The 16200-nt window shown below is 38.4% G+C and carries 14 protein-coding genes and 1 riboswitch; of the genes, 7 read left to right on the plus strand and 7 right to left on the minus strand.

The features are described from left to right. Window positions 1-37 precede the first annotated feature (37 nt). Window positions 38-120: riboswitch (cyclic di-GMP riboswitch) on the plus strand. Window positions 121-181: 61 nt separating this feature from the next. From BKO01S_RS12335 to BKO01S_RS12350, 4 genes are all read left to right on the plus strand, one after another. Next, window positions 182-844: a hypothetical protein gene (locus tag BKO01S_RS12335; RefSeq protein ID WP_066054159.1), complete on the plus strand. Its 663-nt coding sequence runs from the start codon at window positions 182-184 to the stop codon at window positions 842-844. A 2-nt stretch (window positions 845-846) separates the two neighbouring features. Further along, window positions 847-1275 (plus strand): GGDEF domain-containing protein, encoded by a 429-nt coding sequence (locus BKO01S_RS12340; protein WP_066054161.1) that lies wholly within the window; start codon window positions 847-849, stop codon window positions 1273-1275. Window positions 1276-1434: 159 nt separating this feature from the next. Next, window positions 1435-2004: a hypothetical protein gene (locus BKO01S_RS12345; RefSeq protein ID WP_066054164.1), complete on the plus strand. Its 570-nt coding sequence runs from the start codon at window positions 1435-1437 to the stop codon at window positions 2002-2004. A gap of 49 nt (window positions 2005-2053) precedes the next feature. Next, window positions 2054-3325, plus strand: a complete 1272-nt coding sequence (locus BKO01S_RS12350; protein ID WP_066054167.1) for a hypothetical protein — start codon at window positions 2054-2056, stop codon at window positions 3323-3325. A 36-nt stretch (window positions 3326-3361) separates the two neighbouring features. Here the strand turns inward: BKO01S_RS12350 and BKO01S_RS12355 are convergent, their stop codons facing one another. The 6 genes from BKO01S_RS12355 to BKO01S_RS12380 form a co-directional block, all read right to left on the minus strand. Then, window positions 3362-4948, minus strand: a complete 1587-nt coding sequence (locus BKO01S_RS12355) for a bifunctional metallophosphatase/5'-nucleotidase (protein ID WP_232311229.1) — start codon at window positions 4946-4948, stop codon at window positions 3362-3364. 76 nt (window positions 4949-5024) lie between these two features. After that, window positions 5025-6428 (minus strand): decarboxylating NADP(+)-dependent phosphogluconate dehydrogenase, encoded by a 1404-nt coding sequence (gene gnd, locus BKO01S_RS12360; protein WP_066054169.1) that lies wholly within the window; start codon window positions 6426-6428, stop codon window positions 5025-5027. Between the two features lie 16 nt (window positions 6429-6444). Continuing rightward, the gene (locus tag BKO01S_RS12365; RefSeq protein WP_066054171.1) at window positions 6445-7791 is read right to left on the minus strand and encodes a GntP family permease; all 1347 of its coding nucleotides are present in this window, start codon (window positions 7789-7791) and stop codon (window positions 6445-6447) included. 20 nt (window positions 7792-7811) lie between these two features. Beyond that, a complete protein-coding gene (gene gntK / locus BKO01S_RS12370) occupies window positions 7812-9350 on the minus strand; it encodes a gluconokinase (protein WP_066054173.1) in 1539 nt (512 codons plus the stop codon). Continuing rightward, window positions 9343-10074, minus strand: coding sequence for a GntR family transcriptional regulator (locus tag BKO01S_RS12375; protein ID WP_066054175.1), 732 nt, complete (start codon window positions 10072-10074; stop codon window positions 9343-9345). Before BKO01S_RS12375 ends, gntK begins: the two co-directional genes overlap by 8 nt. 159 nt (window positions 10075-10233) lie before the next feature. After that, window positions 10234-11562, minus strand: a complete 1329-nt coding sequence (locus BKO01S_RS12380; RefSeq protein ID WP_066054178.1) for a YheC/YheD family endospore coat-associated protein — start codon at window positions 11560-11562, stop codon at window positions 10234-10236. 176 nt (window positions 11563-11738) lie between these two features. Here BKO01S_RS12380 and BKO01S_RS12385 point away from each other — a divergent pair, with 176 nt between their 5' ends. After that, a complete protein-coding gene (locus BKO01S_RS12385; RefSeq protein ID WP_066054180.1) occupies window positions 11739-13136 on the plus strand; it encodes a UDP-N-acetylmuramoyl-tripeptide--D-alanyl-D-alanine ligase in 1398 nt (465 codons plus the stop codon). A gap of 13 nt (window positions 13137-13149) precedes the next feature. Here the strand turns inward: BKO01S_RS12385 and BKO01S_RS12390 are convergent, their stop codons facing one another. Next, window positions 13150-14250 carry a YheC/YheD family endospore coat-associated protein gene (locus BKO01S_RS12390; RefSeq protein WP_066054182.1) on the minus strand — a complete coding sequence of 367 codons (1101 nt, stop codon included), beginning with the start codon at window positions 14248-14250 and terminating at the stop codon, window positions 13150-13152. Window positions 14251-14297: 47 nt separating this feature from the next. Here BKO01S_RS12390 and BKO01S_RS24390 point away from each other — a divergent pair, with 47 nt between their 5' ends. Next, window positions 14298-14471, plus strand: a complete 174-nt coding sequence (locus BKO01S_RS24390; protein WP_157077364.1) for a hypothetical protein — start codon at window positions 14298-14300, stop codon at window positions 14469-14471. 39 nt (window positions 14472-14510) lie between these two features. Next, complete coding sequence (locus BKO01S_RS12395; RefSeq protein WP_066054184.1) at window positions 14511-16124, plus strand: choice-of-anchor I family protein; 1614 nt, start codon at window positions 14511-14513, stop codon at window positions 16122-16124. Window positions 16125-16200: the final 76 nt, after the last annotated feature.

Genomic DNA, 16200 nt, shown 5'->3' on the forward strand with positions numbered 1-16200 from the left:
CATTTTGAGAGTATAATAGTAGTAAGTAATTATTCCAATTACGAAAAGGCAAATCTACTGAAAGGTAGAGACGCAAAACCGTGGATCTAAGGTGAAAGCTAAGATTGCCAGGTTATCGAATACAGCCAAAGATGGCTTTCACGAAGTATTTTGAATACTACGTGAAATTGGAGGAAGTCATATGAATAGAGAAGAAATGTTTGATAAAAGGTTACTTATTCGTGACATATTAAATACCCTATGGGTTATTATTGGACTGTATTTGATAGGGACAGGAACTGAGCTGTTTCTTACCTCTTATGATCGGGGATTATTTTTTCTAGAAGTGATCTTTTTTCCATTGATTAAGTTCTTAGCAGTAATGCTAGCTACTGAGATTTATATGAAAAAAAACAGAAAGTATATGGAGTATATTGTGATGATAGCAATTACTCTTATCGTTGCGATCATTGTTATCAGTTTATATATGAAAATAACTTTAATGATTTTATTGGTTTTTCCTGTCATCGTGTCCTTGTTTTTTTATAATAAAAAATTGGTACAATTTTCTATATACATCTCTATTTTAACTTTATCATTTATTTATCTCTTTTATTGGCCCGTTCGTACTCAAATAGATACCTCAGATCTGATTATTATTATTGTGATTATAGTAGGAGTATCCTTACTTATCTATAAGTTAATGAAGCACAGCCTCCAAATAATGAATCATCTCTTACTAACGACAAAAGCGAAAAATGACCTTTTTTCAAGGAATATTCAAATGGAAAGGCTTACCCGAATTGATCCCGTGACAGAATTATATAATCACAGGTCGTTCCATGAACACTTGGTTCAATTGTAAGTTTGGCTTTACTAGAGGAGTTAAACGTATATGTAGCGGTTCTAGATATTGATAATTTTAAACAAATCAATGATACATTTGGTCACAGAGCAGGAGACAGTGTAATTATCGAAGTAGCCAGGCAAATTAAATTTTCCTCGGTTGGCGATGACTTTCCGTCTAGGTACGGAGGAGAAGAATTTGGAATTATTACGTTAGGGACGTCTGAAGAGGATATGATTGAAAAAGTGGAAAATATTCGAATAAGTATTGCAGACACTAGCTTCCGTGAACTAAAAGGACGTCATGTAACAATCAGTATTGGTGTACAAAAGCTGTTGCCTGGAATGAATAAGGAAGAACTCTTTAAAGGAGCAGATACAGCCCTTTATACAGCAAAGAGAACAGGGAAAAATAAAACAGTAATAAATAACATTCCAAACATAAATTAGAATAAAGGCAAGGTGACAATGGGTGACAAACTGTTGTCACCTTTTTTCAGAGAAAATGAAAGTGTATTGACATCCAATCGTCATTGTATTCGTAGTACATAGAATAATGACTGTGTTATCAATCATTCTAAAAGAGGTTTCCATATGGGGGAGAAGTAAATGGACATAAAAGAAATAGGTAATATGAGAGTAAAGCAGCTTCTTGTAACCAATGTGCTTATAGTTTTAAGTTTGATTGTATTTTTTACTTTGGTTAGGTTTGTTTCCATATCATTCTCTCAAGTTTCGATGATTGTAGCTTTCTTATTGGCACTACAAGGGATTGTGGGGCTTTTAAGAGGTGATACGACGAAGTCTTTGTTACCCATCTATGAGAAGGTTGCCGTCTATGAAAAGGAAAAAATGGGTAGGGAGTGGTATAAAGAAAGAAAAACAAATTTTATTGGGAGTGTCCTACTGAGTTGCTTGATGTTTTTGCAAGCATTCTGGAACCGAAGTTTGCCAGAGCAAACCTTTCAAATGGAGAATTCCTTTTTAGCTATACTCATATTTTTAACCTTAGCCTTAGTTAATATTGGCTCTGTCATTCGATTTCGAAAGATTGACCGTTCTTTAAGTAAAACTGATCTAAAAGGTTATACTCGAAAATCGAACGTAATAGGAATAGGAGTAGGTATTATTTTCGCTGTCATTATGGGTGTAATCACCATGCACTTTATTCTTTTATAAGCAGGCAAACAAGTAGGGCTTATTGTCATAATAGTAAGAGGTGAAACGAGTGCATCAGAGAATAAAGGAAATCATACAATTCACAAACGATAAGTTTGGATTAGAGGACTATTACTTACAAAGTCATAGTCTTAATCGACATGTGAATATCTTTAATGAGACCGAGTACACCCTTTGTATGGAATGGTTTCCTCAACATACAACGATAGTGGAAGAGGGGAATACCCCAGATGGGGCAGCTATGATTGAGATAGATGTAAATAGCCATAAAATCAAAAGTGCCACCTTCGTAAATGGTAAAACGTACGCAAAGGATGGCATTGCTTTTACTAAGCCTTATGTAAGTGACATGATTATCTGGATTGAGAAGGAACAAGGAATAACATATGGGACGCAATTCGAAACCTGTAAAGAAGAAAGGGAAGTTATTCTATTTACAGAATGTCTGAAAGGCTTGGCCGTATATCCGCCAGGTTCCATTGAAATCAAATGTGATGGGGAAGGCAAACTGACTTCATTGACGGTACAAGGTCATTTTCCGTCAATGGAGCAGGTGATGGATGAAGGGTATAAGTTAGAGGTAGAGAAAATTCCCCAGCTCAAATGGGAACAAATAAAATTAATGGATTTTCCTTTGTCCGATCAAAAAAGGCTTGTTCCAATCTATGCAGTTGAAGAAATTTATGTCATGAACAGCCCATTACGAACGATTGCACATGATTTTTTTATAGAGATAAGCTCTTATACAGAAATCAACCAAATACTGGAGTGGGAAGAACCAATCCATCGCCCATATGAACATGGAGTAGTAAGCTGGATCGAGGAGATTACTCCTGAGCAAGCCTTCGCGCGGGAAGCGGCACCAGAGAGTTATCCCATAACAAAAGCTGAGCAAGACCAATGTGTCATTGCCATAAGAGACTTTTTGCGTAAAGTTTATCCAAAGGAATCGGGAACTTGGAAGGTGAACAGTCTTTTTCGGGACAAAGGCTATATTCACGCCCTATTACAAGCCAACAAGCCGACCAATCATCTATTTGAAAGAAAGCTGAAGGTCATTATTCTTGCTGAAAGCTTCGAGGTAGTCAATTACATAGATAACAAGTTGTTGCTAGAAAGGCAAACTTCGTTACAGTTACCTGGAAAAATTACAGTTGCAAAAGAAGAAGCATACGAAAAACTAAAAGATCAATTTGTGTTAAAACCATGCTATGTGTACGACAAAGGACAAAAAAAGTATTTTTTAGGAGGAAAGCTCGACTGTTATTATGGAGTACATGCGGTTACTGGAGAATTGGTGGCCATGGACGATTTGAAATAGAAAAAATGGCTAGTAGCCATAAAGCTGCTAGCCTGTTTATGTTCGTATAACCTGCCAATTATTATTTACATTAGCTACCACTGTACCATACTTAGTAAAATAATTAGCCAGTATTTCCGTCATGTCCATTTGAATTTCTTTTACAACCTTTTTACCTTTATACATGGAATAGTTCCCCCCGCCAGTTGCTCGGTAGTTATTCATGACCACATGATAGGTTTTCTTTTTATCTAAAGGCTCACCGTCCTTCATAAGTGAAACAATCCGTTCCCCTACTGGCTTTCCAACATCAATGGTGTATTGAATTCCTTCCCACATATCGTAATTATAATGCTGAGGTTTAGGATCGATGAACTGGGGATTTACTGCTATCTCTCCATGCTCGTTCACAACAAAATAGGTGGCGCTTTTTTCTAATCCATCCAAAATATCCTGACCGGTAAGCTCTAATACGGTTAACGTATTCGGATAAATATAATTTGAGACAATATCCCTCATCGTTACGTTAATTGGAAGTCCAATCGCCTGATTGCTGAATAGAGCCGTGTTAGCAATATCTACATTACTCGCTTCCATCTGGACACGGTTAATAAATTCAACAAAGGGGTGTTCATGTATACGAGCAAGAAAAGGGTCTTTTATGATCATATCGCCTTGTATTCGGCCGATTGGTTGATCGAGCCATTTTTGTGTTCCCTCTTCGTAAGGCAGAATCAATTGTAAAATTTCCTCATCTTCTTTCCATTCTGTTATGGGAACAAGGGAGGGATTTTTTGAAACGCACTTCCACTTATTTCTAGAGTCCATTGCAAACTCAATATCAACCTGCCCCATATAAGCCCCGCTGTTTCCAGGCTGGACGATGGTTACTCCGTTTAGTTCGTCGGCCAGGAGGCGGTGCTGATGTCCAGTTAATAACACATCGATCCCTTTCACTTCTTGGCAGAGTTGATAGGCCTGGTTCTCACCTGTGATTGCTTCGGTTGGTTCTCCTGTTTTGAGGTTTCTTTCAAAGCCGCCATGATAGGATACAATGAAAAGATCAGGTTGTTCCTTTTCCTTAATGAAGGGGATCCATTTTTTTGCTGTTTCAACAGCATCTTCAAATTCTACCCCTTCTATATGTTCTGCTTTTTCCCAGTTTGGGATATAGGGTGTTGTTAACCCTAAAATCGCCACCTTCATTCCTTCTGGAAATAATTTAATGGTGTAAGGTAGTCCAAAGTAAGGCTCTTTTGTTTGTTTATTAATAATATTTGCAGATAAAAAGGGAAATTGTGCTTCCGAAATGCCTTTTCGTAAAGTAGGCAGTCCATAGTTAAACTCATGATTTCCGATGATCGCTGCATCGTATTTTAGTTGGTTAAAAGTAAGGATAACGGGATTAGGTAAGTCACTTTGATTTTTTACATAGTGATATGTTAAAGGCGTGCCTTGAATACTATCTCCATTATCAATCAAAAGGAGGTTGGGTTCCGTTTGACGGAGGTGTTGGATATAAGTAGCGATTTTTGCTAAACCAATGGGTTCATATTTGTTTGTTCCATATAAAATAGGGAAGATATGACCGTGGGTATCGCTAGTTTCTAAAATCGTTAGCTTTGCGTGCTTATGCTGATCCAATCCATCTCCCCCTTTCACTTTCATGGTGTCATTATACAGAAAAAGGTGCTTGACCACAAAGGTCAGCACCTTATTATTATTGCCATTCTGTATGAAACATTCCTTCCCGATCAGTTCTCTCATACGTATGTGCCCCGAAATAATCACGTTGAGCTTGTAAGAGATTCGCATGTGATCGACCGGTACGATAGCTATCGTAGTAGGTAAGGGAAGCACTTAAACAAGGGAAGGAGATTCCTGATTGAATTCCTTCACTTACTATATTTCTTAATCCTTGTTGGTATTTCTTGACCTTTTCAGCAAAGAAAGGAGCAACAAGTAAGTTAGCGAGATTTGCATTCTCTTTATAAGCTTGGCTAATGACATTAAGAAACTCCGCTTGAATGATACAGCCACCACGGAAAATCAAGGCAATATCCTCTAAAGGAAGCTTCCAATTATACAGCTCAGAAGTAGCTCTGTATTGGTTAAAACCTTGAGCATATGCACAGATTTTCCCCATATATAAAGCTTGTCGGACATATTCTATCCATTCATCTTTGTTCAGGTTGTGGTGCTTGTTGGTCGGTCCAACTAACATTTCTTCCGCGACCACCCGTTCTTCTTTTAAAGAGGAGACATAACGGGCAAATAGTGATTCAGTAATGATGGATGCAGCAATTCCATTATCAATTGCTTGAATACTCGTCCATTTGCCTGTCCCTTTTTGTCCGACCTTATCTAGTATGACATCAATTAAAGGGAGTCCGGTTAACTCATCCTTTTTTCTTAAAATCTCAGTTGTTATTTCGATTAAGTAACTCTTCAATTCCCCTTGATTCCAAGTTTCGAACACATCAGCAATTTCATCAACAGGTAAAAGCAAGGTATCACGTAAAAACGTATAAGCTTCGGTAATGAGTTGCATATCGGCATACTCAATTCCATTATGAACCATTTTGACGAAATGACCAGAACCTTTTGGACCGATATAGACACAGCAAGGAGTCCCGTTTACCTGTGCAGCAATCTTGGTCAGAATAGGGGCAACTTTATCGTACACGTCCCGGTCTCCACCTGGCATGATGGAGGGGCCGGTTAAAGCCCCAACTTCTCCACCAGAAATTCCAATTCCCAGGTACCCAATACCTCTTGCTTTTAGGTCATGATATCTGCGTTCGGTATCTTCATAGTGAGAATTTCCACCATCCATGATTACATCGCCTTCCTCAAGATATGGAAGTAAGGTTTGTATGACAGAGTCAATAGGAGAACCTGAAGTAACCATAAGAAAGATTTTTCTAGGAGTTTTTAGAGATCGAACAAACTCTTGAATATCATAGAAGGGATGAATCGATTGACCATCTAGCTTTTGAACAAGCTGATCCGTTAGTTCTCTTGTATAATTGTACGCGCTTACTTTTTCGCCGTGATTTGCCATGTTTAAGGCGATATTGCTACCCATGACTCCTAATCCAATGACTCCAATGGTATTGTTCATGTAACTCTCGACTCCTTTATACAAACAAGCTTAGTAATAAAATAAACCCTAATCCCGCTACAGAGATAATCGTTTCAAGTAACGTCCATGTGGCAAATGTTTCTTTCATGCTTAAACCAAAATACTCCTTGAACATCCAGAAACCAGCATCATTGACATGGGAAGCAATTAAGCTACCAGCACCAGTTGCCAGTACGACTAATGCAAGGTTTACATCCGTTTGACCTAGCATCGGAATCACTAATCCAGCTGTTGTTAATGCTGCCACAGTAGCTGATCCTAAGGAGATACGTAAGATCGCTGCGATGATCCATGCTAGTAAAATTGGGGATAAAGAAGTGCCCTTGAACAATTCAGCTACGTAATCACCAACGCCACCATTAATTAATACTTGTTTGAAGGCACCGCCGCCCCCGATAATTAGAAGCATCATCCCAATATGTGAGATAGCAGTTGTACAAGAATCCATCACGTGTTTGATTGGAATTTTTCTAGCTACCCCCATTGTATAAACGGCAACTAATAAGGAAATCAACATAGATGTACCAGCGTCACCAATAAAACGAACGACTGCTAGGAAACTATTATCCTCAAAACCCATTGTTTTTTGCAGCAAAGTAATAATCGTAGCGATAGACATTAAAATAACAGGAAGTAAAGCAGTAAACACACTGATTCCAAATGCAGGTGTATCTTCAAGCTTAAATGTTTTTTGTTCTCCTAGTGAAGCGATATTACCTGTTTTAGTGAATGATGCTGGAACTAGCTTCTTTGCAATCTTAGTAAATACAGGTCCAGCTAAAATAACGGTTGGAATCGAAATAATAAATCCATAAAGTAACACTTCCCCAATGTTTGCACCATACTCACCAGCAATAACAGTTGGCCCTGGGTGAGGAGGGAGGAACCCGTGTGTTACGGATAACGCTGCTGTCATTGGAATTCCTAGATATAAAATAGAAATCTTTAACTCTCTTGAAATCGCAAATACAATCGGAATTAGTAAAACTAATCCTACTTCAAAAAATAGTGCTACACCGATAATGAAGGAAGCAGCAACGACAGCCCATTGAATATTTTTTTCGCCGAACTTGTTTACGAGGGTCATCGCAATTCGTTGTGCACCACCTGAATCTGCAATCAATTTACCTAACATGGCCCCAAGCCCAAAAATTAACGCTAAATGTCCAAGTGTTCCGCCTAAACCTGCTTCAATGGTTTTAACAATTTCCTCTAGTGGCATACCTAGTGCTAATGCAACCCCAAATGATACGATAATTAGTGAAATAAAGGTGTTTAATTTAAAGCCCATAATCAAGATGAGTAATGCTATAATTCCCAATCCAACGATAACTAATGGCATCGTATTTCCCCCTAAATCTTTTATTTTTCTATTAAGCCTCTTTGATAATTAGCAATTTGCTTATATTCATTTTCTAGTACTCTTGATAAATTAATGAAAATCGGCAATAGCTGTCTATATTCTTTTGCCGCGTCTTCATTTGGTGTGTGTTGGTAAGTGCTGCCAATCATCTCAGATGCAATTTCAAATGATTCAATTTTCCCTGTTGCGTATAAGCCTAAAATACATGCTCCTAAACACGAGCTTTCATAGCTTTCTGGAACGACTACTTCCGATTCAAAGATATCGGACATCATTTGACGCCATACCTCTGATCTTGCAAATCCTCCCGTGGCTTGAATTCGAGTAACTGGCCCTTCCATGCATTCCATTAAAGCGAGGAAAACGGTGTAAAGGTTGTAAATCACGCCCTCTAAAGCGGCACGAATCATATGCTCTTTTTTATGAGAGAGAGTTAAGCCAAAGAATGATCCTCTGACGTCCGGATTCCAAAGAGGAGCCCGCTCACCGGCTAGATACGGGTGAAAGAGTAAGCCATCAGCACCTGGTCTGACGCGTTCTGCAATCTTCGTTAATACCTCGTACGGATCAATTCCAAGCCTTTTTGCAGTTTCCATTTCTGAGGAAGCAAACTCGTCTCGAATCCAGCGAAGAATCATCCCGCCATTGTTAACTGGCCCACCTATAACCCAGTGATTTTCGGTTAATGCATAGCAAAAGATACGTCCTTTTTCATCAGTTTGTGGCTTATCTATAATTGTACGAATCGCCCCACTTGTACCAATTGTGACAGCGATTTCACCTTTGCGAATGGCGTTTACTCCTAGATTGGAAAGCACTCCGTCACTTGCCCCAATCACAAAAGGGGTTTGTGGGTGGATTCCCATTTGCTTGGCTAAAGCTGAATCACAGTTCGTAAACGTTTGAGTAGTGGGAACTAATGTAGATAACTGATCTCTTGTTACACCAGAAATCGAAAGGGCCTCCATGTCCCAATCCAATGTTTGAAGGTTCATCATCCCCATGGCAGAAGCAAGGGAGTAATCGACAACATACTCGTTAAATAATTTTTTAAAGATATATTCTTTAATACCAATGTATTTCTTTGCTTTTGTTGCAATCTCAGGGCGATCATGGGTGATCCAAGCCATTTTGCTTAATGGTGACATCGGGTGAAGAGGTGTTCCAGTACGCTTATACACCTCATGACCATTCAGTTCCGTTTTAATCTTATGCGTCCAAGCTTCACTGCGATTGTCAGCCCATGTAATACAAGCTGTTAGAGGCTGGTCATCAGAATCGATAGCAATCACGCTATGCATGGCACTGCTGAATGAAACAAATGATATGTTTTTATGGGGGTGTTGCTTCGTAATGCTAGAAACAGCTTTCAAAACTGCTTGAAAAATCTCTTCCGGGTCTTGTTCAGCTGTTGAAATATTGGGTGTGTAGAGAGGGTAGCCAATATTCTCTGTTTGTATCACATCGCCATTCTCAGTAAAAAGAACAGCTTTTGTACTGGTTGTTCCTATGTCTACACCTACCATATAGCTAGTCATTTTCCTGCACTACTCCTTTAGAAAGCATTTGTTGAGACATCCAAAGATCATCAACCTTCCCTTGAACGTCATCAAAATTTTGATGTAAAGATTGAACCATAAGGGTTCTTTCTTTTGTTTGGATGGCTTCTATATATAATTCGTGATTTTTTATAATTCGGTCAAAGTCTTCGTATTTTTCCTGAAAGCGAGCTCTCATCGATAATAGGATCAGGCTTTCCATAACTGGTCTTAGGTTACTCCAAATCATTAGCATGTACGAATGGTTAATGGAACGAATAATCGTTTCATGAAATAGGAGATCCTGATAGGAGAATTCATCCGCATCCTGATACTTAATAGCGACTTTCATCATTTCAAGTATTTTACTAAGTTCCTTAACTAATTCAGTCACGTCCATACGTACTAATCGTTCAAAAACAAATGTTTCAATAAGTAGACGAACATCATATATTTCTTCTATTTCTTTTTCGGTTAACCCAATCACAACGGCACCCATTCGTTCTAGTCGAATGATGTTTTCCGATGCAAGTACTTTTAACGCTTCCCGAACAGGTGAACGACTTACAGCAAAATCTGAAGCTAATTTATTTTCAGAAATGATGGCACCGCTTTCAATTAAACCAGATATAATCCGCATTCTAAGCTCGCATGTCACACGATCTCCAGCAGAAGCCTTTGAGAGCCATTTAGATGGATATAAAAAATCCTTAGATTCGGTCATAATTACACCTTCCTGTTAATCAAGTATACTTGTATACAAGTATTATAACTCTAGATTTTATAGTTTTGCAAGCGCTTTTATTAATCGGTTTCATATATGACTAAATCACTTGGTTTCAATCAATAAAAAATGCTACCCATATTTGAGTAGCATTTATTATTAATATCCCTCTAAGTGCTTCGCATACATCATGTTCTTATAGCGAGCCAGGTAAAACGCTCTGCTGTTATTGGCCTTAAGTGCGATATATGGATCTGGATTTTGATGGTTGATTTCTATTATATAGAGTGCCCCATTTTCATTCATTCCAATATCAAAGCCAATATTAGCGAGATGGTAACCTTGTTGTTCGAAAAGCTCCAGTGCTTCTCTTACTAATTTATCAATCTTTAGCAGTACTTCCTGGGTACTCTCTGAATCTAGCTTCCATACGGTTTTCAGAGTATCGGAAGCCAGTTCCGTTTGACCACCTGCCGTGATATTACTTACTAATTGTCCCTTTGCACCGTATCTAGAATATATCCCAAGGTTATCCCATATACCCCACTCATTTTTTATCATCATCACTCGAAAGTCGATGATCCTATCATCAAATTTCATTAAAGAAATGGTCTGCTGTATTAAATACACATTTGGTACAAGATTAGCCTGGAAAAAGCTCATCATTTCTTTAGGAGAAGAAAAGGTTTTTACCTGCTTCCTTCGGTTTACATAAAAATAGACAGCAATGTGTTTGTTTGTTTGTACCACTTTAAAAATACGTTTACCTAATCTCCCGTTAATGGGCTTTATATAAATACTTTTATAGAGCTTTAGCATATCAGTGATGTCATCCGGTTCTTGATAGAGAGTCGTTTCAGGTAACACATGACCCAACTTTTGAACGAGCAGCTTGTGCATCTCCCATTTCGAAAAGTGAGGGTAGTTAAATACTTTAGGACCTAACACTGATGTTAGAACGTTTATTTTTTGATGAAAGTCTTTATATTTTGAGGTTAAGCTTGCCTCGAGTATCGTCATAACAGATGCTGGGAAAGGGAACGTCCCGTATTTCCATGAGTTGTGTTCAGGTTGATACAAAAAACCTGATATAGTCTGTTGCTCAATATGAATGCTTTCTAGGGAAAATACAAGAATCGCTCCACCTATTTGCTGATATCTTCTCACGAAGCTCTTATAGGTAAAAAGCAATTGTTCGACTTTTTTATCTGTAAGCTCTGCAAGAATGCCTATAAACGGACCGATTCGAATGAAATGGTCACCTACTAAGATGTCGTAAGAACAGGTCAAAGGGATTTGTAGCTCATGGATAAGATGATCGGACAATAGAATCTCCGACCCTTCGACCGAATCTGAAACCTCTATTTTTACCTCGGCTGTCTTTACACCAAATAGTAAGCTTACGTTTGGTTGTTCAGGGATCAAAGGAGAATCAGGAGACAATGTGATTGTATACTGTGTTTGATTACAAGGTTTAATATGATGCATATATTTCACCTCCATTTTTCAAGCAATCTCACACAAATTTCTTCTAGCAGTATATGTTTTTAAAGGGGGGGAGGAATGTGTTTCATACAAAGGATTGAAAAATGGTTAAATGCCCTTACCATAAATGAGCTTTTTCAATAGAATAAACAAAAGCCACAAAAGAGAGTGGGTACATCATGAAACATCTTCATTTAAACCAACTACTTCCTGTTTTAGAAGGAAAGGTTATTCACGGAAAAGGATCGCAAGTAATAAAAAATTCGGCAAAGTACGGGGAACATGTAATAACAGATCATTCTTTAGTTTTTATTTTAAAAAAGGGAAAAACGTTGCCTTTGCCAACCAAAGTTACCTCCATTACGGTCGTTACTTCCACGCCTAGATTATTGAAAAATGTTAGTAGTGACACAACCATTGTTTATGTACCAAATGTAAAAAAGGCATACTACCAGTTTATTAGTTTTTATAGAAATTTGTTTACCCTTCCTGTTATTGGGGTGACTGGCACATCTGGAAAAACGACTACCAAGGAAATGATTACAAAAATCTTAGCTGAGGATCAAAAGGTAGTAAGTACCTATTTAAGTCATAATGGGTTAAGAAGAAACTTAGATTATCTATTAGAAATCGATGATACCACTGACAGTGCTGTATTCGAGATGGGGGTTTCAGGTCCTAACCAACTGCTTTATTCGGCCCGTTACTTCCGACCGGAAATTGGGATTATTACCACCATCGGCACTGATCATATTGAAGGATTTAAACATCAAGATTCATATGTAAAAGAAAAGAGTAAGATGGTTCAAGCAGTAGGGCCAAAAGGAACCATTATTCTAAACCATGATAATCCTTACTGTAGAAGGATTGATCTTAAGTCTTTTTCGGGAAAAGTCATTTATTATGGAATGGAGAAAACAGCTAATTACTATGCTCATTCCGTGACTTTTAATTTAGAAAAAAATGGAATGAATTTCGTAATTGTTTGCAAAGAAGGGGAGTATTCTGCCTTTGTCCCTGGGTTTGGTAAGCATAATGTATACAATGCAATGGCGGCTATTATCGCATGCTCATTAGTAGGAGTGAGCATTCCAGAGGCTATAGAAAGATTACAAACCTTTACACATGTAAAAAGCCATCTTCAGTTTTACAAAGGTCTCAATGGAAGCCAAGTGATAGATGATACCTGGAATACCAATCTTACGTCTATAGAGGCCGCTTTAGAGGTTCTAAAAGAAACAGCTGGAGGACGTAAAACCGTAGCGATCATTGGAGAAATTGAAGAGTTAGGAGAGTATTCAGTGTCTGAACACCAAAAGGTGGGAGCGCTGGTTGTAAAAAACAAGATTGATCGATTCATAGCGGTTGGAAGAAACACGATTCCAGCTTGTCAAAAGGCCTTTGAATTAGGCATGAGCAAAGCAAATATTCACCATGTAACAAGTCATTCAGCCTTGATGGAGTTGCTGAAAGGTATCGTTGATGAAGACACCTCTGTGTTATTAAAAACCTCCATGAGGAAATCGTTCAAAAACACGGTAAACCAATTAATCTTAAAAGGAAAAGAGTCTGACTAGAGAGTTATCTCTATCAGACTCTTTTTTTGGTTAGTAAAAAATTCGCGTAATCAATAGGGGTGCTAAAGACGGCTTCCCATTCTTCGTTTATTATTTTCCCATCCTCAAACAAGCCACTAACATAGTCGGAAATAAAATTACATTCGATAAAGTAGGGAGTCCCATTTTTCGTTACACCGAGATCAAAACCGAGGTCAGCTAAATGTGGAAAGTGTTTGGAGAGATAATTAGCTACATACAAGGAAAAATCCTTAATCGTATTAACTAGGGTTTGATAAGGAATGTGCGGATGAGTGGTGTGTGCGATACTTTGTAGAGAATAAGTGGTTCCACCTTGAGCCCCATTCGTCAGAAAATCGTTATCTTGAGCCACTTTACACATGATACCAGATACTTGAAATTCCCCTTTAGAATTTCTTTGGACAGCGACCCTCATATCAAATGGTCTTCCGCTATAGGTAGCCAGCGGGATCAGCTCCTGAATCAAATACGTATGCTGCTTGATGCGCTTTTGTAAAATGGAAGGCAATGTTTTCTGAAAAGGTATTTTTTTTAGCTCTTTATCTCCCTTCGTTTTATATGAAAGTTCCCACCCCTTAGGTGTTCGTTCAAGCTTCATGGTTCCTTCACCAAATTCTCCGTAGCTCTTTTTTAGAATAAGGCGGTTAAATTTACTCGCAAGCTTATTTAAGTCCTCGATGGAAAATAGTTCTGTTTGAGGTAAGTGCTTTCGGATGTACGAGTCTTGGTTCAGGATTTTATGAACAGTGAATTTCTCTACATCGAAGTTTGGAACATTGAATATGGAAATTTCGTTCTGGATGAGAGACTTTACATGTTCTCGGTAAGCAGGTAACTGGTCAAGAACTCTCGAGTAAATCACTTTTGGTGAAGGGATTTGTTTTAACTTATAGACACTGTTCTCTTTGACATAACCAGTTACCAGTTTTTTATCAGGTTGGATCTCAAAAAAACGAATATAACAGATATTCAAGCCATGATTCCGGGCTGCCTCTTCCCAAATGGAAAACATACTTAATACATTCCCACTTAACTCTGGCATGCGTTCATAGGTGGATTTCGGGATGATGATCCCAATATAGTTGTTGTTCATAGTAATCGCACTCCTTTCGTAATAGGGTATTCATTCGAGGGAGGGGAGTGACCGAGATAACAGTGGTTTTATTCGGACAAGGAACAATGATCTGGGCGAAGGAGAGTTCGAATGGGAGATTTGAACATTTACCAAACATTAACCAAATATTTACTTCACCATGGTTTTTGTTGATTCTAGCATTTGCGACAATAATGAGTGGAATTGTCCTACATAAGTGAATTAACCGAAACAAATCCTATATTTGGGAGGTAAGTATAATGGTAAAGTCAAAAGCAATTTTGGGACTCGCAATGGCAGGGGGACTATTAGCAGGAACGCTACCATTTAGTAATCCAACTGTCTTTGCAAAAAGCAACGTTGTTCACGAAGAAAGTGTCAACGGCAAACTGAGTTATATCGGAAACTACCAGACCGGAATGAACAACAAAGATGGTGGAATTGCAGAAATTGTAAAATACAATAAAGACAATCAAAAAATGTATCTTGTAAACGGGGCGGCACAATCAGTTGATATTGTTAGCGTGGTTAATATGACCTCAAACAATAAAACAGAATTTAAGATTGATACGCGCCTGGATATTACTGCTATGGGAAAAGAAAATGGATTTGCGAGCGGTGATATTACCAGTATTGATATCAATACGAAGGAAAAAATTATTGCGATTGCTGTCCAGGGGGCAACGTACAAGGATAATGGAAGTATTGTCATTCTGAATTATGATGGGAAGTACATTCGTCATTTCGAGGCGGGAGTGCAGCCTGATATGGTCACTTTCTCTCATGACAATAAATACCTACTGTCTGCCAACGAAGGCGAGCCACGAGAAGGATATGCTGCAGCAGAGGCAGCTGACCCAAAAGGATCCATTACTATCATTGATATAAAAAAGGGTGTAAACAAAGCTACGGGTCAAACGATTGGTTTTGACAAGTTCGACTCCAAAGAAGCAAGAGCAGCACTTGTAGAAAATGGAGTGTTATTGAAGCCGAATACCACACCATCCATTGACTTAGAGCCTGAGTACATTTCTGTTTCTGATAACAGTCACTACGCATATGTATCTTTACAGGAGGCCAATTCGGTAGCGACAATCGATTTGAAAACTCAAGAGATTGTAAGTGTCAAAGGGCTTGGATTTAAGGATCATAATGTAGAAGGAAACGCTCTTGATGCATTAAAGGATGGTCAAGTAAATCTCACCACTCAAAACCTCTATGGAACCTACATGCCTGATGGACTAGCCTCGCAGAGAATCGGGGGCAAACAGTATATCTTTACTGCCAACGAAGGTGATGGAAGAGAATGGGCTGATTATGAGGATACAGTGTCATTTAGATTTCCAGGAACCTCTTATAAAATCGATACCCTATTGAATACGGAAAGAGACGGACTTAATCCCGATCAAACATACCTATACGGTGGCCGTTCCTTCTCCATTTGGGATGCAGATACAATGGAGCAAGTATATGATAGTGGAAGTGATTTTGAAAAGATAACGGGAGAGCTTTATCCTAAGGCCTTTAATTCATCGAACAATAAAACAGAACTAGATTCGCGCAGCGGGAAAAAAGGACCAGAGCCAGAAGATATTAAAGTGATGAAAGTAAATGGCAAAACCTTCGCATTTATCGGGTTAGAAAGAACGGGCGGCATTATGATGTATGACGTCACAAATGTACAAAATGTAAAGTTTTATGACTATGTTAACTTAAGAGATTTCGCAGGTACAGATGTATCCACTAGTGGTGATCTTGCGCCAGAGGGACTGTGCTTGGTTGAAGCAAAAGATAGTCCAACTGGTAAGCCATTGTTGTTGGTGGCGAACGAGGTATCTGGAAATGTAAGGATTTATGAAATTAGTGGAAGATAATTTACTTAAACAGAGACCTTTTTGTAAGGTTTCTGTTTTTCTTTGTAAGAAAACTTCTATGAATCTGAATAATGAT

The sequence above is a fragment of the Robertmurraya korlensis NBRC 107688 genome, from assembly GCF_001591645.1.
Lineage (GTDB): Bacteria > Bacillota > Bacilli > Bacillales > Cytobacillaceae > Robertmurraya_A.